The sequence below is a fragment of the Pseudomonas sp. LBUM1672 genome, from assembly GCF_059695655.1.
On sequence record NZ_CP166781.1, the window covers coordinates 2,533,468 to 2,549,112 of the forward strand.

Genomic DNA, 15,645 nt, shown 5'->3' on the forward strand with positions numbered 1-15,645 from the left:
ACGACTGCTTCGCAGCCGAACGGGGATAAATCCCCTCGCCACAAGGGCCCCTTGCCACAAACGTTAAGTAAACGACATTGCCCGCACCCTCAGCGAACAGCTCCCACCAGCGTCGATTCATCAATCTGACCAATCGAAGTTACCCCGGTCAGCGTCATGGCCACGCGCATTTCCTTGGCGAAAATATCCAGCATGTTCTCCACCCCGCGTTGCCCATCGGCGGCCAGCGCATAGGCCATGGATCGCCCAAGCAATACGCCTTTCGCACCCATGGCCAACATCCGCACGACATCCAGTCCCGAACGGATCCCCGAGTCGACCAGCACCGTCAAATCATTGCCCACCGCCTGCATGATCGGCGGCAACGCCTTGGTGGTGGAGAGCACGCCGTCCAGCTGCCGTCCGCCGTGGTTCGACACCACAATGCCATCCGCGCCGAAACTGACCGCGTCCTTGGCATCCTGAGGGTCGAGGATGCCCTTGATGATCATCGGGCCTTCCCAGAAATCACGAATCCACTCCAGATCGCTCCAGCTGATCGACGGGTCGAAATTGTTGGCCAGCCAGCCCATGTAGTCTTCGAGCGTGACGGCTTTGCCCAGGTACTTCGAGATGTTGCCCAGGTCGTGCGGACGGCCCATGACGCCGACGTTGAACGCCCAGTCCGGTTTGGTCATGGCCTGAAGCATTCGCCGCGATGAGGCAAAAGGCCCCGACATGCCTGAATGCGCGTCCCGGTAGCGGGCGCCGGGGGTAGGCATGTCGACGGTAAACACCAGATTTTTCACGCCGGCGGCCTTCGCGCGCTCCAGCGCGTTTTTCATGAAGCCCCGGTCTTTCAATACGTACAACTGAAACCAGATGGATTGCTGGCTCTGCGCCGCGACTTCCTCGATCGAACACACCGACACCGTAGAAAGGCACAGGGGGATGCCTTTGTTCTCTGCCGCTCTGACCGCCTGCACTTCACCTCGGCGGGCGAACATGCCCGTCAGGCCGACCGGCGCCAATATGACGGGCATTGAAAGTGGTTGATCGAAAAGGGTGGTTTCCAGGCTCAGGGTTTCGACGTTTTTCAGGATGCGCTGACGCAGGCTGATGCCCGTCAGGTCGGCGCTGTTGGCCCGTAGCGTGTGCTCGGCATAAGCCCCGCCATCGATGTAATCGAACAGAAAACGGGGGAGTTTGCGGCGTGCTGCCTCGCGGTAGTCGGATGCGGATGAAATGATCATGGTGCCTCGGTCTGGTGAGTGTCGGGGCTGTAGAGACCGTTGAGCTTACCTGTGGTGAGGGGATTTATCCCCGTTGGGCTGCGAAGCGGCCCCAGCGTTCTTTCATACTGAATGAATTGTCCGGATTTACGACTGCTTCGCAGCCGAACGGGGATAAATCCCCTCGCCACAAAAGCCCCCTCGCCACATATGTGTCGCCCCGGGCTTGAGTGAACAGTATCACCGCAGCGCGGGGCGTTATTTCACGGTCGCTATCAGTTGGTATCCAGATCCACGTTTTTCGTCTCACGCAGACAAATCATCCCCACCACCAAACTCACGGCGGTAATCACCACCGGGTACCACAGCCCGTAGAAGATGTCCCCGGTATACACCACCAACGCAAACGACACGGTTGGCAGGAACCCGCCGAACCAACCGTTGCCGATGTGGTAGGGCAGGGACATCGAGGTGTAGCGGATGCGGGTCGGGAACAGTTCGACCATCAGCGCCGCCAGCGGGCCGTAGCACATGGCGGAAATAATGATCAGCACCACCATCAGCCCCACGATCATCGGCTTGTTGACCTGTTGCGTATCGGCTTGTGACGGATACCCCGCCAATGTCACCGCACCACGCAGGGCCGCTTCGTCGAAGCCATCCAGTTTCACGTCACCGACGCTGACTTGCACGGCGCTACCGGCCGGGGCCGCTTCGCTCTTGTAAGGCAGGCCCTGTTTCACCAGGAAGGTTTTGACCTTGTCGCACGGGCTGTCAAATTTCGCCTTGCCCACCGGGTCGAACTGGAAGGTGCAGGTGGCCGGGTCGGCCAGTACGGTGATCGGTGCCTGACGGCTGGCCTGGTCAATGGCCGGGTTGGCGTAGTGGGCGATGGACTTGAAGATCGGGAAGTACAGCGCGGTCGCCAGCAGCAAGCCGATCATCAACACCGGTTTGCGCCCGACCTTGTCCGACAGCCAGCCAAAAAAGATGAAGAACGGCGCGCCGATGATCACGCTGACAATCAGCAGGCTGTTGGCCAGGGCCGGGTCCATCTTCAGGAACTGGGTGAGGAAAAACAGCACGTAGAACTGCGCCGCATAGAAGGTCACGGCTTGCCCGGCGTTGATGCTGAACAGAGCAATCAGAACGACTTTGAGGTTTTCCCATTTACCGAAGGAATCGCGCAGCGGCGACTTGCAAAGCTTGCCTTCCTCTTTCATTTTCACGAAGGCCGGCGACTCGTGCAGGCTCAAGCGAATCCAGGTCGAGATGCCCAGCAGCACGATGGAAAACAGAAACGGAATCCGCCAGCCCCAGACTTCAAACTGGTCACCGGTGAAGTAACGGCAGCCGAGCACCACCAGCAGCGACAGCAGCAACCCGAGGGTCGCGGTGGATTGAATCCAGCTGGTGTGGAAACCGCGTTTACCCATCGGCGCGTGTTCCGCGACGTACGTCGCAGCACCGCCGTACTCACCGCCCAGGGCCAGGCCCTGAAGCATGCGCAGCACCACGAGGATGATCGGCGCGGCGATGCCGATGCTGGCGTAGGTCGGCAGCAACCCGACGCAGAAGGTCGCCAGGCCCATGAGGACGATGGTCGCGAGGAACGTGTATTTACGCCCGATCATGTCCCCCAGCCGTCCGAACACCAGCGCACCGAAGGGCCTCACGATGAAGCCGGCCGCGAAGGCCATCAGCGCAAAGATGAACGCCGTGGTGTCGTTGACCCCGGCGAAAAACTGCTTGCTGATTACCGCCGCGAGGGCGCCGTAGAGGAAAAAGTCGTACCACTCGAACACCGTCCCGAGTGACGACGCGAAGATGACCTTGCGGGTGTCGGGGCTGGTGTCGACGCTGAGCGTGGCGTCCAGCGGCTGAACATGTTCTGACATATCGGTATCCCTCACAGTGATTGTTTTTGTTGTTCCACTGGTGTTGCGTAGTCAACGTCCGTGAATCAGGGTGCGATCCCTTGTGGGAGCGAGCCTGCTCGCGATAGCGGTGTGTCAGTTGACACCAATGCTGGGTGTCACACCGTCATCGCGAGCAGGCTCGCTCCCACAGGGGGTGTGTCAACAGTAGCGGTAAGGATCAGTTGCGCAGCCTTTTCGGCAATCATCAACGTAGGCGAACAGGTATTGCCCGAGGTGATGCGGGGCATGATCGAAGCATCAGCAACGCGCAGACCGGGAATCCCATGAACGCGAAGCTCGGCATCCACCACCGCATCCCCATCATTGCCCATGCGACAGGTGCCCACCGGATGGAAAATCGTCGTGCCAATCCGCGCCGCGGCTTCGTGCAATTCCTCTTCAGTCTGCAAGCGGTCACCGGGCAAATACTCAATAGGTTTGAACGCTTGCAGGGCAGGGGCGGCGACGATGCGCCGGGTCAGGCGAATAGCATCAGCCGCAACCCGCAAATCCTCCGGATGGCTCAAATAATTGGGTTGAATCAACGGCGCTTCCTGCGGATCAGCAGAACGAATCTCCACGCGCCCGCGACTCTGCGGCCTCAGATCGCAAACCGACGCCGTAAAAGCAGGAAACGCATGCAACGGCTCGCCAAACCGCTCCAGCGACAACGGCTGCACGTGGTATTCAAGATTGGCCGACGTCTGCTCCGGCCCCGACCGGGCAAACGCCCCGAGCTGACTCGGCGCCATCGACAGCGGGCCGCTGCGGTCATACAGATAGCGCAAGCCCATGCCCATCTTGCCCCACACGCTGCCGGCGATCTGGTTCAACGTGCGCGCATTTTCCAGTTTGTAGATCAGCCGCAGTTGCAGGTGATCCTGCAAATTACCGCCCACCCCGGGCAGCTCATGGGCCACGCCGATTCCCAGTTTTTCAAGCAGCGGGCGAGGGCCGATTCCGGAGCGTTGCAGGATGCTCGGCGAGCCGACAGAGCCCGCGCACAACACGATTTCCTTGCGCGCCTTGAAGGTTTTCGCCTGACCCTGATAACGCGTACTGACCGCCGAAGCACGGCCGTTTTCCAGCAGCACGCGGTCCACTTCGACGTCGGTCAGCACGGTGAGATTGGGTCGGTTACGGATCGGTTTGAGAAACGCCTTGGCCGCGTTCCAGCGAATCCCGCCTTTCTGGTTGACCTGAAAATAGCCGCAGCCTTCGTTATCGCCCTGGTTGAAGTCATCGACGCTGGCGATGCCGGCTTGCGCGGCGGCGATGCGGAACGCGTCCAGAATCGGCCACGACAGCCGTTGACGCTCGATCCGCCATTCCCCGGCGGCGCCGTGAAATTGCGAGTCGCCGGCAAAATGGTTTTCACTTTTCTTGAACAGCGGCAGCACGTCGTTCCAGCGCCAGCCCGGATTGCCGTCGGCGGCCCAGCCGTCATAGTCGCCGGCCTGGCCGCGCATGTAGATCATGCCGTTGATTGAGGAGCAGCCGCCCAGCACTTTGCCGCGCGGGTAACTCAAGGCGCGACCTTGCAGGCCGGGTTGCGCTTCGGTCTTGAAGCACCAGTCGGTGCGCGGGTTGCCGATGCAGAACAGGTAACCGACGGGGATATGAATCCACGCGTAGTTATCGCGGCCGCCGGCTTCGAGCAGCAATACGCGGTGTTGCGGGTTGGCCGACAGCCGATTGGCCAGCAAACACCCGGCCGGCCCGGCGCCGACCACGATGTAGTCGAATTCATCAAGGGAAGTCTGCATCCCTGACCTCGTATTGTTGTTCTTGTTGTCGGTCATCCTAGTTGTTAGCTTTCGTCAAAAGAATGTTAGTTTTTGCGCAGCCGCTGTGCGTTTTTAGACAGCACCTCACCCAGCGTAGACCCAAGGACGACTCATGTTCGACTGGAATGACCTGCGGTTTTTTCTCGAATTGCAGCGCAGCGGGCGTTTGCTCACCGCCGCCCGCCGTTTGAACACCACGCACGCCACCGTCGCCCGGCACATCGAGGCCATCGAAAAGAGCCTCGGCACCGCGCTGTTTGTCCAGCACGCCCAGGGCTACGAACTGACCCCGGCCGGCGAAGCGCTGCTCAAACACGCCGAAGCCATGGAAAACGTCGCGTTGCTGGCGCAAGAGGAAATCACCCAGTCCACCGCGCCACTGGGCAAAATCCGCGTTGGCGTCACCGAAGGATTGGGCATCATGTTCCTCGCCAGCCGCATGAACGGCCTGTTCGAACGCTACCCTGGACTGGAAGTGGAACTGGTGGCCGTGCCGCGCTTCGTCAGCATCCTCAACCGCGAAGCCGAGATCAGCATCCACCTCGAACGCCCGGCTGCCGACATGCTGGTCACGCGCAAACTCACCGACTATCGCCTGGCGCTCTACGCCAGCCAGGCCTACCTCGACAAGGCGCCCCCGCTGCACAGCCGCGAAGACCTCGGCCGGCACGCGTGGATCGGCTACGTCGACGATTTGCTGTTCAGCCAGGAATTGATGTTCCTCAACAGCTTCTGCCGCAACCCGCAGGTGGTGTTCCACAGCACCAGCGTCATCGCCCAGCAACAGGCGGCGCGTTCGGGATTGGGGATCGCGGTGCTGCCGTGCTACATGGCCAGCGCCGATCCGGAACTGGTGCCGTTGTTTCCGGATGAGAGCATTGAGCGCAGCTACTGGATCAGCACGCGGCGGGAGTTGCACAAGTCGGTGAGATTGCGGGTGATGTGGGATTACGTGGTGGAGCTATGCGAACGCGAACAAACCTTACTGCGCGGCCCAAATCCCCTGTAGGAGCGAAGCTTGCTCGCGAAGGCGTCAAGCCTGATACACCGCGTATTCGTTCTTCGCGGGCAAGCCTCGCTCCTACACACCCACGTCAGGTAACTCAGTTTTTCTTCACGACGGCCGATGAAGTTCAGACGATTTCATCGGATGCAGTTCATGAACAAGGCTGTTGCTTTACTGGCGTTCACTGCTCTCATTGCAGGATGCCAATCCATCCTCCTTCCAAGCGGTCTGGACAATAAAGTTTCCCCCGGCTTGCGTTGCTTTGGTTACTGGGGTCATGAGTCCACCAACGCGCTGGAGGCCGCCTACATACAGGAACTTAGCAAAAGCGGCGATAGCTTATGCAGATCGATCCTCGGCAGTCTTTACGAGAATGGCCATGGTGTGCCCCAGGACATACCGAAAGCCAAGGCTATCTATCAGTCCTTGGCCGACGCCGATCCGAGGGCCTATGGCGAACTCGGCCGCATGGCGGAAAAAGGCATTGGCGGGCCGCCCAACCTGGTTGAGGCCCGACAGTTTTATCAGCGTGCCGTCGCCAAACCCGGGGCTCCCGACAATGAAGTCAAACTGGCTGAGTTCATGGAGTACGGCATAGGTGGCCCCCAGGACTTCCAAGGTGCGCTGAAGCATTACTTGAATTCCGCCGGGGTCATCGACAGCGCCTCATGGGAAGGTGTGGCACGGATGCGCGCCAAAGGCCTGACCCTGACAACTGAACAGCAACAGCGCTACAACTACGTCTTCGCCAGCCGCGTGCAGGACGGCGTCAGAAAGAAGAGCGAGGCCATCAAGGAGACCCTGGCGGCGGAGCACACGCCGGTGCCTGCCAGCAAACGTGTGCAAGTACAGCTGGTATATACGCCCGGGTCGGTGGTTCCTGCGATCTCGTTGCTGGAAAGTTCGGGTAATAGAGCAATCGACCAAAAGGTAATGCAGGGCTTCAGCGACTATCGCTTCCCCGCCGATCCAATAATGCCCCCGAGCCAGAAGACTTATAAGGCGATTGGTACCCTTAATGGAGCGTTGAAGTGACAGGCTCCAGCCAACACCGCTGAGTTATTCGCAATGACGAGGCGGGTCGAGTGAAGGCGGGGCAGGGTGGTTGCCGGAATAACACTTGGCGTCCAATCTTAGGCGTGACGACAAGGAGCGTTATCCGACACTCCGTCGCGAAACAGGGAGCTTGCAACATGAGCGAAGAGACAAAAGTGAAAGGCCCGGCGTCGTACTTCCCGTCCATCGAGAAAAAGTACGGCCAGCCGATCAGCCATTGGCTGGATCTGCTTGGGACAGTGAGTGGCAAGAAGCATATGGAAATGGTGGCTTGGCTGAAGGATGAGCACGGTATGGGGCATGGCCACGCCAATGCGTTGGTGGCGCATTATTTGGCGAGTGCTAAAAAGTGAGGCAGCTGTTAACGGCTGGCTAAGTTGTATGGCAATGACTTCAAGGCTGGATGTGCCACCGCCATCGCGAGCAGGCTCGCTCCCACATTGGTTCGGTGTCGTTCGCGAGTGTTGTGGTCGACACCGGCCCCTGTGGGAGTGAGCCTGCTCGCGATAGCGTCAGAACTGGCGCACCGCCTTCAGCCGAGGATTACTCGCTCGGAGGTAACGGGATCACTCAAGCACTCGGCGGCAACTCGCGGGTGGTGCGTTGTAGCGGGTCTTGCGGCTGACTGTCGGGAATGGACAGCGTCGCGCACAACCCACCTTCGGGGCGGTTGGCCAGCGTGATGTGTCCGCCCATCCGCGTTGCGATGGTGTTGACGATGGTCAGGCCCAGACCCGCTCCATGGGCATTCCCTCGGCTGTAAAAACGTTCGAACAACCGCGCGCGATCCGCTTCGTCGATGCCGGGCCCCTGATCTTCGACGCTCAGCGAATAGAACCCGTCCGCCTGACTCAACTGCACCGTGATAACGCCGTGTTCGGGGGAAAAGTTGGCCGCGTTGCTGATCAGGTTGTTGAGGGCGATGTCGATGGCGGCGGCGTCGGCCACCACTTCAAAAGGGCGATCCGTAACGTCGAACGCCAGCTCAAGGTTTTTACTCAGCAACCACGGCGTCAGTTGCACGAGGCTGTCTCGCACGGTGGCGGCCAGGTCGATGCGCTGCAGCACCGGGTCCATGCCTTTGGGTTCGAGGCGGGCCATGGTCAGCAGTTGATTGACCAGCCGGCTGGTGCGGTCGACACCGGCGATCAGGAATTCCAGTGATTCGCGGCGTTCCTGTTCAGTGCCGGCCTCCAGCAGGTTTTGCGCATGCACACGCAGCACGGCCAGCGGGGTGCGCATTTCATGGGCGGCGTCGGCGATGAAGCGCCGCTCGCGGCCCAGCACTTCCTGAATCTGCGCGAGCATGCGGTTGAGCGCCGCTTGCATCGGCTCCAGTTCACTGGGCAACGGGGTCAGTTGCAGCGGCTCCAGCGAGCCGCTGTGCCGTGCGCGCAAGGTCGCCGCCATGTCTTCCAGCGGCTTGAGGCCCCAGCCGATGGCCATCCAGATCATCGCCGCCAGAATCAGGCTGCCCAGCACATTGGGCCACAAGGTGTGCCGCACGATCCGGTCCACCAGGTCCGAACGCACGTCGTCCCGTTCGCCGACCCAGATTCTCAGGTCGTTCTGTTTGTCTTCCAGCAGGAACGCGCGCCAGTGGCGGTTGTTCAGGTCCACCACGTCGCTGAAGCCGGGTTTGGTCGGCGGCGCGTTGAAGGAGGGCGCGCTGGCCGTGTGCACCAGCACTTCACCGGTGCGGTTCCACACCTGAAAGGCCATTTTCGATTCGTAGGGATGGCCGTCGACCCGAGGCTCCGCTTCGCCCAGCGCCTTGTTGAAGGCCTGATACAGATCGGCGTGTTCCTTGCTGGCCATCGGCATGCGCATCACGCCCTGCAACAGTCGGGCGTTTTGCGCGAGTTGGGCATCGTAGACTTCGGCAATTTCGTGATTGCTGTCGTGCAGGTTGAATAGGCTGATCACCGCCACCCCCACCAGCATCAGGCCAATGATCAGCGTGAGGGTGCGGCGCCGGATCGACGTCATCGACGCTCCTCCACCAGATAACCGACACCGCGAATGGTGCGGATCAGGTCGGTGGAGAACTTTTTGCGCAGGTGATGAATGTGCACTTCCAGGGTGTTGCTTTCAGCTTCCTCGTTCCAGCCATACAGCAACTGCATCAGGTGATCGCGGGTCATGACCCGGCCCGGCGGCGAAAGTAATTCGTGGAGCAACTGATATTCCTTGGGCGTCAGCGCCACTGGCTCGCCCTGATAACTGACTTGCTGGGTGCCGGGGTTCAGGCTGATGCCAGCGTGTTCGATCAGCACCTGGGCGCGGCCGGCACTGCGGCGCAACAAGGCCCGCAAGCGAGCCTTCAGTTCCGCCAGATCAAACGGCTTGATCAGGTAATCGTCGGCCCCGGCATCCAGTCCGGCAATGCGGTCTTCGGTCGCGTCCCGCGCGGTGAGAATCAGCACCGGCAGGTTGGAACCGCTGTCGCGCAAGCGCCGCAGCACTTCCAGCCCGTCCATGCGCGGCAGACCGAGGTCGAGCACCGCCAGGTCAAAGGTTTCACTGAGCAGCGCATGCAAGGCGCTGGCGCCGTCCTTTAGCCAGTCGACGGTGTAGCCTTCGCGGCCGAGGGCCTGATGGATGCCCTCGCCGAGCGCAACGTCGTCCTCAATCAGTAATAAGCGCACACGGACTCCTGTCAGTTAAGTTTCTTGTTCACGTCCACCAGCAACGTTTCGATCTCTTTGCGTCGCCCGGCGTCGGCGAGTTCCCGGCCTGGTCTTGGGGCGGCTTGCAGGGCCTTTTTCAATGCGGCCTGCGCTTCGTTGTAGCGTTTTTGACGGTAGAGGTGATCGCCCCAGAAGTACAGACTATCGATGCCCTCCGGGTTGAGTTGCAAGGCCTGTTTGAGTAACTGTTCGGCCTTGTCCGAGTCGCCGAAACCGATCGGCCAGCCGGGGACGCGGTCATACAACGCGCCGAGGCTGGTGTAGGCCGAGCCTTGCAGGGCTTTGGGGTCCAGCGTCATGGCTTTTTCCAGATCGGCTTTCGCCGCTTTCACCTTGCTCAGCGCACCGAGTCCACCCTGCGCACCGGCCCAACTGCTGCTGACGATACCGGACCAGATCCACGCTTCGGCCACCGATTGGCGTTCCTGGGTGAACGCGGAGGCCTGGGCCGCCAGCTTCTCGAACGCTGCGGTGCGTTGCGCTTCCGGGACTTCGTATTGAATGTGCGCCCAGCTTTGCTGGATGCCCTGCAGGCGTTGCTGGTCGGCGGGTTCCAGTGCCCAGACGCTTTGGCTCAGGGCCCCCAGCAGCAGGCACGCGATGATTTTTTTCATGGTTTGAGGTTCTCGTTGTCAGGCTTTTGACTCAGGCGACGGATCAGCGGCAATTGCTTGCGCAAGCCACGGTCCACCAGATTGGGCAGCAGGCTGTTGAGGCGCACGAAAAAGCGCTCCGGCCAGCCCAGGTACAAGTCGCGGCGGTCACCGGCAATCGCATGCATCACCGCAGCGGCAACGGTTTGCGGATCATCGACGTTGGCCTTGAGCGCATCGTTCAACGCCTGCGCGGCCGGGCTGTTCATGCTGGTGCGGGTGGCGCGCGGGGCGACGTAGAGCACGCTGACCCGGGTGTCCGCCAGCTCCCGGCGCAAGGCTTCGGAAAACCCGCGCAAAGCAAACTTGGTGGCGCAATAACTGGCGTAGCCGGGGTAGCCGATGGAGCCGTAAGTCGAGCCGACGTTCACCACCATCGCGCTTTCGGCTTGCTTGAGCAGCGGCAGCAGGGTTTTGGTCAGGCAGATCGGCGCGCTGATGTTCACCGCCAGCATCGCGTGGACGTCGCTGTCCTCCAGCTGTTCGAGCATGGCGAAGTGATTGACCCCGGCGGCGTTGATCAGCAGGTTGACCCCGCCAATCGCTTCGGCCGCGCTCAGCACCTTGCGCCGGTCGGACAGCACGGTCAGGTCCGCGCCGACCCAGCACAGGTGTTGCGGATAGCGTTCAAGCAACGGCAGCAGCGGTTCCTGGTGCCGCGCCACCGCGAGCACCCGGGCGCCACTGGCACACAGCGCGGTCGCGATCGCCAGGCCGATGCCGCCGCTGGCACCGGTCAGCACCACGCGAGCTTCATGCAACTTCATGCAGGGCCTCCCCGTCACGCGGCAAGCCGCGGAACATGTCGGTGTAAAGCCTGTACACCACTTTGGAAGCGTGAATCACCGCCGCCTGGTCCGCCGGATCGTCAAGGGTGTTCATCAACCGGCGATAAGTCTGCATGTGCTCGATGTCCAGCGATCCATGGGAACTCAGGTAACTGAAGGCGCTTTCCGGCAAATCCAGACGCTCGCGAATGCTGCCGGCGGCGTGGGTGGCCAGGGCGATGCTGGTGCCTTCCAGCACGTTGACCATGCCGAACAGACCGACCGGGTTATCGCGGGCAATCAGGTCGTAGAGGTAGCTGACCATCAATTCAATCGGCAGGCTCGGACGACCGTCGCGCACGGCAATGCGGTCGCCGCCGCAGGCTTCGATATCGTCCAGCACCCACTGCTCGTGACCGTATTCCTCCTCGATGTACTCGCACACCGCTTTGCGCAGCCATTCCAGGCGCGACGGTAGTTTTGCACCGCAGGCCATCATCAACGGCACCGTATGGCGCACGTGGTAATAGGCTTGCGCGAGAAAAGCGCGATAGCTTTCGAGGCTGACCTTGCCCTCAAGGGCATCGCGGATGACCGGCAGATTGAACAGTTCATGGCGTTCGTGTTGCGTGGCTTCTTGCAGCGTGTCGAAAAAACTCATGATGCGGATTCCTCGGAAAATACAGATTCAGTCAGTTGCGCCCGATAGCGCTCGACGATGGCGTCACGGCGCGGGCGGCCATTGGCGGTGAGCAGGCCATTGGCGGGGGTGAACGGTTGATCGAGACGGGTCCAGTGATGGACCTGCGCATAACCGGGCAAGGCCTCGTTGGCCTCGGCGACAGCAGCGGCCAGTTCACCGTCGGTGCAGTCCGGGCGATGGGGCCAGAGCAGCGCGTGGTTGTGCGGCATGGCTTCGCCGTAGACGAAGGCCTGGGCGATATGGCGGCGCTGGGTCAGTTCGGACTCGACCCATTCCGGGTTGACGTTGCGCCCGAAACTGGTGACGAATTGATGCTTCTTGCGCCCCTTGAGGTAGAGAAAGCCATCCGGGTCAAACTCGCCGAGATCGCCGGTCGGCCACCATTCTTCGCTGTGCGGCGCCTCGCCCAGGTAACCGAGCAAGGTCGAGCCCTTGACCAGCACTTCGCCGTCCTCGGCCAGGCGAATCGTGACGTGGGGCAGGGGCCTGCCGACACTGCCGAGACGTCGCGCTTCGGGGCGATTGAGGCACACCACCGAGGCGCACTCCGACAGGCCGTAACCTTCGTAAACAGGGATGCCGATGCGTTGCGCGCGGTGCAGCAACTCCTCGGCCACCCGCGCGCCACCCACCGCCGCAAACCGCAACGAATAGGGACTGAAGGCTTTTTGCTCGGCGGCGCTGACCAACATCTGCAACAACTGCGGCACCAGGATCAGGCTCTCGGGCGCCCGGGTGGCCAGGCAACCGAGCAGCCGCGGCACATCAACACCGCTGGCGCCCTGAATCCCCAGGGTTTTCTGACTGGGCAAACTCAACGTGGCCCCGGCATACAGCGCGGCGTAGCAACCGAGGTTTTCCAGCAAAATCGCCAAGGGTAACAACGCCAGATGATGCTGCGGATCGGCGGGTTTGCTCGCCTGATTCAGTTCGCGAGCGACCGTCAACAGGCTCTCGGCGCTGAGGCACACGCCTTTGGGCGTGCCCGTGGTGCCCGAGGTGAAGGTCAGTTTGGCGGTCCCTTCCGGCATACGGTTCGGGCCGTTGAACGTGCGGCGCCAGAACTCACCGGTCTTCTCGTAGCCGGCCGCTTGCAACTCGTCGTCCAGCGCGGGTTCGGCAATCACCCGTTCGGCCTGGCTCTGTTCCAGACAATGGGCGCGCTGAGCGGGGCTGAAAAAAGGCGGCAACGTCAGGCAAGTCAGGCCTTCGAACAGCGCGGCCAAGTCCCAGAGCATCGCTTCGACGCCATTGTCCAACGCCAGCGCAATCACCTTGACCTGCTCATCGCGCAGCCGTTGCTGGCGATACACCACCTCGGCATACAGCGTGGCGTAATCCACCTTCTGATGATCACCCCACAACGCGATGGCGCTGGTCTTGCGCTCGGCATGGCTGCGCAAGGTCTGTTTGAAACGCTCGGTTTCAGGCGACATGGCTGGATTCCTCAAGGGATGTCGGCAAACCCAGGCGATTGAACATCCCGATGTTGCGCAAATGAATAAAACCGGCGCGGATGTTGCCGACGTGCACCCAAGGCTTGCTCTCGTAATAACTGCCCCAGTGCTGGCGTTCGTCCCCCAGCCGCTCAGGGTCGGCCGCGCACAGCGTCACCGGTTTCAAGCCCAGGCGATGAAAGCTGTTCACCAAGCCGATGTTGCCGGTGAACGCCACCCATTCCAGGCCGCCCATGGCCAGCAAGTAAGTGATGGCGATGATGCTCATCCGCGCACTGCCGGTGTCACTGGCGGCCAGATTGCCGACCTCGACGATACCGGCACGATCCACCGGGCGGTCAGCCGCAGCACTGATCAGCGGCTCAATCGACTCGTCCAGATAACGTTCCAGAAACAACGATTCAGCATTGGCCATGCGCACACCGGCCACCGCACACAGCGAGCCGGAGGCATCGCTCATGCCAAACAGCTCCGGCATGAAATGACGAATATCGGCGCCATGGGCCTTACGAAAACGTTGCTGAATAAAGGCTTCGAAGACCGGGCGCTCGACGTCGTCCGGTAACGCCCTGGCCAGGTTCATCGGCGGGGCTTCGGCCTGGCCGAAGCGTAGGGGTAGAGGAATATTCCATTCAAAGTCAGGCATTGGAAGACGCCTCCCGAGTAAGTGTGGGAGAAGTATCGAAGCCATTTCTTAACGGAATCTGAAGGTGCGAAAAAGATCATCTTCCGCTGTCTTCAGATTGCCTTAAGACTTCGCGGGCAGGGTGTGCCCCGTCGGTGCGTTGACACACCGCACCCCGGCCGCACGAATGACTCGGCCGCCGGCAATGACATTCATGAGGCCCGTTATGACCCGCGAATCAATGACCCATCGGTATGGAAAACTCTCGATCACCTTGCACTGGCTGATGCTGGCACTGTTCGTCGGCGTGTACGCCTGCATTGAAATCAAAGGCCTGCTGCCCAAGGGCCAACCGTTGAGAGCCATGTTTCTCGGGCTGCACGGCCTCTTCGGCTTAAGCATATTTGCCCTGGTGTGGGTGCGACTGCTCGGACGCCTGACGCCTCGGCCACCGATCACCCCGGCACTGCCCAAATGGCAGACCGGCGTTTCGCACCTGATGCACCTGGCCTTGTACGTATTAATGATCGCCACGCCGCTGCTGGCCTGGCTGATGCTGTCCGCCGGCGGCAAACCGATGCCTTATTTCGAGTTCTACCTGCCATCGCCGGTCGCGGTAGACCCGGACCTGGCCAAGCAATTCAAGTACTGGCACGAACTGCTAGGCAGCGCGGGTTACTGGCTGATCGGCTTGCACGCGGCGGCGGGGTTGTTTCACCACTACTGGGTCCGCGACAACACCCTGACCCGCATGCTGCCCGGCCGATCCAACAATCCCATCAACCAGCGCCAGCGCTAATCCCAAGCCCGGTGCCAACCAGACACCGGCCATATCCATAGCCACCCCGAGACCCCGAATTCACCCCAAACCCCCTGTGGGAGCGAGCCTGCTCGCGATGGCGTCATCCCAGACGCCATCAATCTCAGCCATGGATTCCCACTTCGATATTCGCTGTTTTAAACATGTTTGAGCGCCCACGTTTAAAGACACTCAGTGTTACTTCCTAACGGCTACAAGGCCTTGCGTCGTTGCCTACGCGTACGCCAGAATCCGCCGGCTTGTGCGTCTAGGGCCCCGTCGGTAACTTGATTCCCGTCACTGCTCATCAGTGATCGGGTCTGCAAGCCCGCCGGAATGCCAGTCGCATAGCCCTATCACAGGACGCTCATTCAGGTCCTTGAAATGGCGGCTTTGTGCGGGAGACCTTACGGTCTGCCGGGTTCCTGGTTTCCCGGTCTTGCAGACCCGCGCATAGCTGCCACCCATCATCTGCAAGTGATGTTGGTAGCTCCTAATGAACAATCAGGAGTTTCACCATGATCAAACCAACACCCAACCCACCAGACACCAATCCGGCATCCCCCTACGAATCCCTCGATTCCAAAAAACTCCACGAAGCCGCCGAACGCGCCCTCGACCACTACCTCAATCCAGGTGCCAACATCATGGCCAGCACCCACGAACCCGAACCCATGTTCCTCGCCAACCCCAAATACGACACCGAATCCCTGCTGGCCAACGCCAGCGAATCACTGGGCTCGGCGACGACCATGCTCAGCAATTTCGCGGCGTTGCTGGATAACTCGCACCGCAAGACGCTGCTGGGGATTACGCAGGTGGTGATGTTGGGGGAATTGGCGGTGAATCAGGCGTTGGATAAGGTTGAGGTGAAGGAGTAAGGGCGAACCCTCTGTGGCGAACGCTAACCGTTGCCACAGAGGGAATACGAAAAACCTAAATCCGAGCTGCGATGAGTATTACATTGTTAAT

The 15,645-nt window shown here is 60.8% G+C and carries 15 protein-coding genes; 5 read left to right on the forward strand and 10 right to left on the reverse strand.

All coding sequences use genetic code 11. The features are described from left to right. Positions 1 to 89: 89 nt before the first annotated feature. From lldD to ACA053_RS11640, 3 genes are all read right to left on the reverse strand, one after another. Complete coding sequence (lldD, locus tag ACA053_RS11630) at positions 90 to 1,232, reverse strand: FMN-dependent L-lactate dehydrogenase LldD (RefSeq protein ID WP_497395532.1); 1,143 nt, start codon at positions 1,230 to 1,232, stop codon at positions 90 to 92. A gap of 254 nt (positions 1,233 to 1,486) precedes the next feature. Further along, positions 1,487 to 3,109, reverse strand: a complete 1,623-nt coding sequence (locus tag ACA053_RS11635; protein ID WP_109629822.1) for an MFS transporter — start codon at positions 3,107 to 3,109, stop codon at positions 1,487 to 1,489. 137 nt (positions 3,110 to 3,246) lie between these two features. Continuing rightward, complete coding sequence (locus ACA053_RS11640; RefSeq protein ID WP_497395534.1) at positions 3,247 to 4,896, reverse strand: GMC family oxidoreductase; 1,650 nt, start codon at positions 4,894 to 4,896, stop codon at positions 3,247 to 3,249. A 133-nt stretch (positions 4,897 to 5,029) separates the two neighbouring features. On the opposite strand from ACA053_RS11640, the gene ACA053_RS11645 reads away from it, so the two are divergent. The 3 genes from ACA053_RS11645 (at position 5,030) to ACA053_RS11655 (ending at position 7,332) form a co-directional block, all read left to right on the forward strand. Continuing rightward, a complete protein-coding gene (locus ACA053_RS11645; protein WP_497317322.1) occupies positions 5,030 to 5,926 on the forward strand; it encodes a LysR family transcriptional regulator in 897 nt (298 codons plus the stop codon). 150 nt (positions 5,927 to 6,076) lie between these two features. Next, positions 6,077 to 6,958, forward strand: a complete 882-nt coding sequence (locus ACA053_RS11650) for a tetratricopeptide repeat protein (RefSeq protein WP_497395536.1) — start codon at positions 6,077 to 6,079, stop codon at positions 6,956 to 6,958. A 158-nt stretch (positions 6,959 to 7,116) separates the two neighbouring features. Further along, complete coding sequence (locus ACA053_RS11655; RefSeq protein WP_109629835.1) at positions 7,117 to 7,332, forward strand: DUF4287 domain-containing protein; 216 nt, start codon at positions 7,117 to 7,119, stop codon at positions 7,330 to 7,332. 217 nt (positions 7,333 to 7,549) lie between these two features. Here the strand turns inward: ACA053_RS11655 and ACA053_RS11660 are convergent, their stop codons facing one another. From ACA053_RS11660 to ACA053_RS11690, 7 genes are read right to left on the reverse strand one after another with little or no spacing between them, the layout of a single operon-like run. Next, positions 7,550 to 8,968, reverse strand: coding sequence for an ATP-binding protein (locus ACA053_RS11660; RefSeq protein WP_497395538.1), 1,419 nt, complete (start codon positions 8,966 to 8,968; stop codon positions 7,550 to 7,552). Continuing rightward, on the reverse strand, positions 8,965 to 9,627 hold the full coding sequence (locus ACA053_RS11665) for a response regulator (protein WP_109629839.1): 663 nt from the start codon (positions 9,625 to 9,627) through the stop codon (positions 8,965 to 8,967). The genes ACA053_RS11660 and ACA053_RS11665 overlap by 4 nt, the downstream gene beginning before the upstream one ends. An 11-nt stretch (positions 9,628 to 9,638) precedes the next feature. Then, a complete protein-coding gene (locus tag ACA053_RS11670) occupies positions 9,639 to 10,283 on the reverse strand; it encodes a tetratricopeptide repeat protein (RefSeq protein WP_109629842.1) in 645 nt (214 codons plus the stop codon). Continuing rightward, positions 10,280 to 11,089 (reverse strand): SDR family oxidoreductase, encoded by an 810-nt coding sequence (locus ACA053_RS11675; RefSeq protein WP_497395541.1) that lies wholly within the window; start codon positions 11,087 to 11,089, stop codon positions 10,280 to 10,282. Before ACA053_RS11675 ends, ACA053_RS11670 begins: the two co-directional genes overlap by 4 nt. Continuing rightward, positions 11,076 to 11,750, reverse strand: a complete 675-nt coding sequence (locus ACA053_RS11680; protein ID WP_497395543.1) for an iron-containing redox enzyme family protein — start codon at positions 11,748 to 11,750, stop codon at positions 11,076 to 11,078. Before ACA053_RS11680 ends, ACA053_RS11675 begins: the two co-directional genes overlap by 14 nt. Further along, positions 11,747 to 13,228 carry an AMP-binding protein gene (locus tag ACA053_RS11685; protein WP_497395545.1) on the reverse strand — a complete coding sequence of 494 codons (1,482 nt, stop codon included), beginning with the start codon at positions 13,226 to 13,228 and terminating at the stop codon, positions 11,747 to 11,749. The genes ACA053_RS11680 and ACA053_RS11685 overlap by 4 nt, the downstream gene beginning before the upstream one ends. Then, positions 13,218 to 13,895, reverse strand: a complete 678-nt coding sequence (locus tag ACA053_RS11690; RefSeq protein WP_042932122.1) for a thermostable hemolysin — start codon at positions 13,893 to 13,895, stop codon at positions 13,218 to 13,220. The genes ACA053_RS11685 and ACA053_RS11690 overlap by 11 nt, the downstream gene beginning before the upstream one ends. A 205-nt stretch (positions 13,896 to 14,100) precedes the next feature. Here ACA053_RS11690 and ACA053_RS11695 point away from each other — a divergent pair, with 205 nt between their 5' ends. Together ACA053_RS11695 and ACA053_RS11700 are read left to right on the forward strand one after the other, a co-directional pair. Further along, positions 14,101 to 14,673: a cytochrome b gene (locus ACA053_RS11695; RefSeq protein ID WP_145310343.1), complete on the forward strand. Its 573-nt coding sequence runs from the start codon at positions 14,101 to 14,103 to the stop codon at positions 14,671 to 14,673. Between the two features lie 518 nt (positions 14,674 to 15,191). Further along, on the forward strand, positions 15,192 to 15,554 hold the full coding sequence (locus ACA053_RS11700) for a DUF6124 family protein (protein ID WP_172790787.1): 363 nt from the start codon (positions 15,192 to 15,194) through the stop codon (positions 15,552 to 15,554). The last annotated feature ends 91 nt before the right edge of the window (positions 15,555 to 15,645 follow it).

What these genes read in the sequence shown, in the direction of transcription:
- lldD (WP_497395532.1), bottom strand. Translation starts at nt 1,232, where the DNA reads ATGATCATTTCATCCGCATCCGACTACCGCGAGGCAGCACGCCGCAAA.
- ACA053_RS11635 (WP_109629822.1), bottom strand. Translation starts at nt 3,109, where the DNA reads ATGTCAGAACATGTTCAGCCGCTGGACGCCACGCTCAGCGTCGACACC.
- ACA053_RS11640 (WP_497395534.1), bottom strand. Translation starts at nt 4,896, where the DNA reads ATGCAGACTTCCCTTGATGAATTCGACTACATCGTGGTCGGCGCCGGG.
- ACA053_RS11645 (WP_497317322.1), top strand. Translation starts at nt 5,030, where the DNA reads ATGTTCGACTGGAATGACCTGCGGTTTTTTCTCGAATTGCAGCGCAGC.
- ACA053_RS11650 (WP_497395536.1), top strand. Translation starts at nt 6,077, where the DNA reads ATGAACAAGGCTGTTGCTTTACTGGCGTTCACTGCTCTCATTGCAGGA.
- ACA053_RS11655 (WP_109629835.1), top strand. Translation starts at nt 7,117, where the DNA reads ATGAGCGAAGAGACAAAAGTGAAAGGCCCGGCGTCGTACTTCCCGTCC.
- ACA053_RS11660 (WP_497395538.1), bottom strand. Translation starts at nt 8,968, where the DNA reads ATGACGTCGATCCGGCGCCGCACCCTCACGCTGATCATTGGCCTGATG.
- ACA053_RS11670 (WP_109629842.1), bottom strand. Translation starts at nt 10,283, where the DNA reads ATGAAAAAAATCATCGCGTGCCTGCTGCTGGGGGCCCTGAGCCAAAGC.
- ACA053_RS11675 (WP_497395541.1), bottom strand. Translation starts at nt 11,089, where the DNA reads ATGAAGTTGCATGAAGCTCGCGTGGTGCTGACCGGTGCCAGCGGCGGC.
- ACA053_RS11680 (WP_497395543.1), bottom strand. Translation starts at nt 11,750, where the DNA reads ATGAGTTTTTTCGACACGCTGCAAGAAGCCACGCAACACGAACGCCAT.
- ACA053_RS11685 (WP_497395545.1), bottom strand. Translation starts at nt 13,228, where the DNA reads ATGTCGCCTGAAACCGAGCGTTTCAAACAGACCTTGCGCAGCCATGCC.
- ACA053_RS11690 (WP_042932122.1), bottom strand. Translation starts at nt 13,895, where the DNA reads ATGCCTGACTTTGAATGGAATATTCCTCTACCCCTACGCTTCGGCCAG.
- ACA053_RS11695 (WP_145310343.1), top strand. Translation starts at nt 14,101, where the DNA reads ATGACCCGCGAATCAATGACCCATCGGTATGGAAAACTCTCGATCACC.
- ACA053_RS11700 (WP_172790787.1), top strand. Translation starts at nt 15,192, where the DNA reads ATGATCAAACCAACACCCAACCCACCAGACACCAATCCGGCATCCCCC.